The organism is Streptomyces sp. NPDC057694 (assembly GCF_042799415.1).
Taxonomy (GTDB): domain Bacteria; phylum Actinomycetota; class Actinomycetes; order Streptomycetales; family Streptomycetaceae; genus Streptomyces.
Genome location: NZ_JBHVIX010000037.1, coordinates 68,376 through 73,117, shown reverse-complemented (window position 1 = coordinate 73,117; position 4,742 = coordinate 68,376). Strand labels below are relative to the sequence as shown.

Annotated in this window: 6 protein-coding genes; 2 read left to right on the top strand and 4 right to left on the bottom strand. The window is 72.4% G+C overall.

The annotated features are described in order from the left end of the window. Nucleotides 1-176: 176 nt before the first annotated feature. From ACFVDP_RS41200 to ACFVDP_RS41190, 3 genes are read right to left on the bottom strand one after another with little or no spacing between them, the layout of a single operon-like run. Nucleotides 177-974 carry an ABC transporter ATP-binding protein gene (locus ACFVDP_RS41200; RefSeq protein ID WP_383502103.1) on the bottom strand — a complete coding sequence of 266 codons (798 nt, stop codon included), beginning with the start codon at nt 972-974 and terminating at the stop codon, nt 177-179. Continuing rightward, on the bottom strand, nt 971-2,062 hold the full coding sequence (locus tag ACFVDP_RS41195; RefSeq protein ID WP_383502100.1) for a FecCD family ABC transporter permease: 1,092 nt from the start codon (nt 2,060-2,062) through the stop codon (nt 971-973). The genes ACFVDP_RS41200 and ACFVDP_RS41195 overlap by 4 nt, the downstream gene beginning before the upstream one ends. Beyond that, complete coding sequence (locus tag ACFVDP_RS41190; protein WP_383502097.1) at nt 2,059-3,072, bottom strand: FecCD family ABC transporter permease; 1,014 nt, start codon at nt 3,070-3,072, stop codon at nt 2,059-2,061. The genes ACFVDP_RS41195 and ACFVDP_RS41190 overlap by 4 nt, the downstream gene beginning before the upstream one ends. 93 nt (nt 3,073-3,165) lie before the next feature. On the opposite strand from ACFVDP_RS41190, the gene ACFVDP_RS41185 reads away from it, so the two are divergent. Beyond that, nucleotides 3,166-3,828, top strand: a complete 663-nt coding sequence (locus ACFVDP_RS41185; protein ID WP_383502094.1) for an HAD family hydrolase — start codon at nt 3,166-3,168, stop codon at nt 3,826-3,828. Here the strand turns inward: ACFVDP_RS41185 and ACFVDP_RS41180 are convergent. Continuing rightward, complete coding sequence (locus ACFVDP_RS41180; RefSeq protein ID WP_383502091.1) at nt 3,807-4,067, bottom strand: hypothetical protein; 261 nt, start codon at nt 4,065-4,067, stop codon at nt 3,807-3,809. The genes ACFVDP_RS41185 and ACFVDP_RS41180 overlap by 22 nt on opposite strands. Before the next feature lie 119 nt (nt 4,068-4,186). Between ACFVDP_RS41180 and ACFVDP_RS41175 the strand changes: the two genes are divergently transcribed. Further along, complete coding sequence (locus ACFVDP_RS41175; RefSeq protein ID WP_018528058.1) at nt 4,187-4,570, top strand: cold-shock protein; 384 nt, start codon at nt 4,187-4,189, stop codon at nt 4,568-4,570. Nucleotides 4,571-4,742: the final 172 nt, after the last annotated feature.

Sequence of the window (4,742 nt, the reverse complement as noted above, 5' to 3'; positions counted from 1 at the left end):
CCCCTGGAGACAGCGCACGAAGTGCGCATCTCCAGGGGCGCGGGGAACTGCGCGGGAAGAGGCCACCGGGCCGCAGACGAACGACAACCCGATAAGGGGCGCGGGGAACTGCGTGAGAAGCGGCCGCCGGCCCGCACCCGACCGACAACCCATCAGGGGCGCGGGGAACCGCGTGTTCAGGCTGCCGACGGGTGCCAGGGGGAGCCGGGGACTATCAGGGGGGAGCCGGTTACCGGGTCGGGGACCACTACGCAGGTCAGGCCGAAGACCTTCTGGACCAGGTCGGCCGTGATGACCTCGGACGGAGGGCCTTCGGCGACGATGCGACCGGACTTCATCGCCACCAAGTGGTCGGCATAGCGCGCCGCCTGGTTCAGATCGTGGAGCACCACCGCGACCGTACGCCCCTTGTCGTGGTTCAACTGACGGACCAGGTCCAGGACTTCCACCTGGTGCGCGATGTCGAGGTACGTGGTCGGCTCGTCCAGGAGCAGGATGTCGGTCTCCTGGGCGAGCGCCATGGCGATCCAGACGCGCTGACGCTGCCCGCCGGAGAGTTCGTCGACGTTGCGGTCCGCGAGGCCGGCGACATCGGTGCGTTCCATGGCCTCGGTCACGGCCCGCTCATCGGCGTCGGACCACTGCTGCCACCAGTGCTGATGCGGCTGCCGCCCGCGGGAGACCAGGTCGCCGACGGTGATCGCCTCGGGCGCCACCGGCGTCTGGGGCAACAACCCGATCTGTTGGGCGATCCGCTTGGTGGGGAGTTCGGCGAGGGCCCGCCCGTCGAGCACCACCGACCCGCCGGCCGGCTTGAGCAGCCGCCCGAGCGCCCGCAACGTCGTCGACTTGCCGCACGCGTTGGGCCCCACGATGACCGTGACCTGCCCGTCGGGCACGGCGAGATCGAGCCCGTGCACGACCTCGCGGTCGTCGTAGGCGAGCGTCAGGTCGCGGGCGATCAGCCGGCTCATGCGGTACCTCCGGAACGGGCGGAACTCGTGCGGACGGCACGGCTCCGGATGATCAGCCAGATCAGATACGGTGCGCCGACGGCGGCCGTCAGCACGCCCACCGGCAGCTCGGTCGGGGAGAACAGGCGGCGGGCCAGCAGGTCACCGACCACCACGATCAGCGCGCCGAGCAGCGCGGACGTCACCAGCGGGATCTGCGCCGTGCGCGTCACCCGCCGGGCGATCTGCGGCGCGAGCAGCGCCACGAAGTCGACCGGGCCGGCCGCCCCGGTGGCCAGCGACGCAAGGACCACGCCCAGCGCGACGAGCCCGAGCCGCACCCGCCCGAGCCGCACCCCGAGCGCGGTCGCCGTGTCGTCGTCGAGGGAGACGGTGCGCTGTGCGCGGGCGGCCCACGCGACGCAGGGGAGCAGGACGAGGAGCGCCCAGGCGAGCGGGCGGGCCTCGGCCCAGCCACGGCCGTTGAGCGAACCCGTCATCCAGATCTGGGCCTGCTGGGCGACGAGATAGTCGCCCTTGGTCATGAACAGCGTCGTCACCGAGCGCAGCGCGATCGCGAAGCCGATGCCGATGAGCACGAAGCGGGTGGCGTGCAGGCCGCCCCGCCACGCGAACAGATAGACGAGCGCGGCGGCGACGACTCCGCCGGCCACGGACACGTACGGCAGATACGCGTACGAGGTGAGGCCGAACGTCATCGCGCCCACCGTCACCGCGCTCGCGCCCTGGCTGATGCCGATGATGTCGGGGCTCGCGAGGGGGTTGCGGGCGACGGTCTGGATCAGCGCGCCCGCGATCCCGAACGCCGCGCCCACGAGCAGCCCGACGACCATGCGCGGCTCGCGCAGCGTGCCCACGACCAGCTCGTCCGGCGACGGCTGTCCGGTGAGGACCTTGAACACCTCGGCGGGGCTGGTGAACGTCTCGCCGACACACAGATAGGCCACGCAGGCGGCGGCCAGCAGCACGGCGCAGACCGCCGCCACGACACTCGCCCGGCGATGCACCAGGAACCGGGCCCGGCCCGCCCGCAGCACCGCGTACCCGGCGGGACGCACGCGCGGAGCCTCCTTCACCGGCGCGCTCACGCGGGCACCGCCTTCCGGCGGACCAGGGTCACCAGGAACGGCACCCCGAGCAGCGCCGTCATCACTCCCGCGGGCACCTCGCTCGGCGGGAAGACGATCCGGCCCACCGTGTCCGACACCAGCAGCATCACCGGCCCGATGAGCGCGGCCATCGGCAGCAGCCAGCGGTGGTCGGAGCCGACCACGGCGCGCGCGATGTGCGGCACGGCGAGCCCGATGAACGCGATCGGTCCGGCGGCGGCGACCCCGACCCCGGTCAGCACGGTCGCGCCGAGCCCGCCCACGATCCGTACGGTCGCCACCCGCTGCCCGAGCCCCTTCGCCACGTCCTCGCCGAGCGCGAGCGCGTCCAGGCCGCGCGCGACGGACAGTACGAGCACCACGCCCACCAGCAGGAACGGCCAGATCTGGCCGATGAGGTGGGAGTCACGGCCGGACAGCGAACCGACCTGCCAGAACCGGAACTCGTCCAGCGCGGAGGCCTTCGTCGTGAGGACGGCCGTCGTCACGGACACAAGGAGTGCGTTGATCGCGGCGCCGCCGAGCGCGAGTTTCACCGGGGTCGCGCCGCCCCGCCCGGACGCGGCGATCGCGTACACGGCGACGGCCGCGATCCCGGCCCCGGCGAACGCGAACCACACGTACCCGGTGAGCGTGTGGATGCCCAGATACGCGATCGCGAGCACGACGCCGACCGAGGCGCCCTGGCTGATGCCGAGGATGCCGGGGTCGGCGATGGGGTTGCGGGTGATGCCCTGGAGCACGGTGCCGGCCAGCGCGAGGGCCGCGCCCACCATCACGCCGACCACGGTGCGCGGCACCCGCAGGCCCCGGACCACCTCGGCGGCGTTGCTGTGCCCGCCGTGCAGCAGGGCGTCGAAGACGGCGGACGGCGCGATCGCGCGCGCCCCCACCGCGAGGCTGAGCAGCACCGCGAGCGCCAGGGCCACGACGGCGGCCACCAGCGCGCCCACCCTGGCGGCGCCGACGGCACCGGGTCTGACGGGCATGGGCGTGCTCTCCATGAGGCTCGGTCGGGCGTGAGGCTTGGTAAGGCTTAGCTAAGTACGGGCTGTGCGGTGTCATCGTATGCCCGGGGCACAATGGCGCTCATGGCTGCCCTCACAGATCCCCAGGACCCCACCGCGACCCCCGGCCCCGTGGTCGGCTTCGACCTCGACATGACGCTGATCGACTCGCGGCCCGGGATCCGCGCGACCTGGGTGGCCCTGGCCGAGCGGACCGGCGCGCACATCGACGCGGATCTGGTCGTCACCCGGCTCGGCCCGCCGCTCACCGACGAGATGGCGAACTGGTTCCCGGCGGAGCGGATCCCGGCCATGACCGAGCTCTACCGTGAGATGTATCCCACATACGCCATCGAGCCGACGCTGCCGATGCCGGGCGTCCACGAGACGATCGCCGCCGTGCACGCGGCGGGCGGCCGGGCGATCGTCGTCACGGCGAAGTACGAGCCCAACGCCAAGCTGCACCTGACGCACCTGGGCATCGACGCGGACGCCGTCGTCGGCGACCTGTGGGCCGAGGGCAAGGGCGAGGCGCTGCGCGAGCACGGCGCGAGCGTCTACGTCGGCGACCACACCGGTGACGTACGCGGCGCACGCACCGCGGGCGCGCTGTCCGTCGCGGTGCCGACCGGCCCGTGCGACGCCGACACGCTCCGCACCGCGGGCGCGGACGTGATCCTCACGGACCTCACCGCGTTCCCCGCGTGGCTGGAGAGCTACGTGGCCGAGCGCGCCTGACGCCGCTGGACGGCGATCCCGCGCAGCACCCCGGCCGCGGCCAGCAGAAAACCGACGCCCATCAGCATGCACACCGCGTAGGCGACGGGTGGGAACGGGTCGGTGCCGAGAAACAGTGGGGCCATCGTGGCCAGGGTGGCGATGGCCCCCAGGACGAAGACGATGCCGCCCGCTTTCACGAGCCCGTCACCGGGGCCGCTCTCGGCTGCCCGGGAATTGAGTTGGGTTTTGTCACGCACCCCGCCAGGGTAGTTCCCAGCGCAGAGAGGCCCATAGTCTAGGTGGCGGCGGGCCGGCCTCGGCCCGCTGTATTGCTGTCCAGAGCGTTTTCTTTCTAGTACGAGGACGAGGACTTCACGTGCCTACCGGCAAGGTCAAGTGGTTCAACAGCGAGAAGGGCTTCGGCTTCCTCTCCCGCGACGACGGCGGCGACGTCTTCGTGCACTCCTCCGTACTTCCGGCCGGCGTCGACTCCCTCAAGCCCGGCCAGCGGGTCGAGTTCGGGGTGGTCGCTGGGCAGCGTGGCGATCAGGCGCTCTCGGTCACGATCCTCGATCCGACTCCGTCCGTCGCGGCGGCCCAGCGGCGCAAGCCGGATGAACTGGCCTCGATCGTGCAGGACCTGACGACGCTTCTGGAGAACATCACGCCGATGCTGGAGCGTGGCCGGTACCCCGACAAGGCCGCCGGCGCCAAAATCGCGGGCCTCCTCCGCGCGGTCGCCGACCAACTGGACGTCTGACCTCCGTCCCCGGCCCCGCTGAAGGCTTGCCCGCGCCGAGCCCCTGGGTTGTCGTTCGTCCGCGGGCCGGTGGCCGCTTCTCGCGCAGTTCCCCGCGCCCCTGGAAGCGAGCTCCGCTCGCCCAGGGGAGGCGGCGCGAAGCGCCTGCCTCAGGGGCGCGGGGAACTGCGCG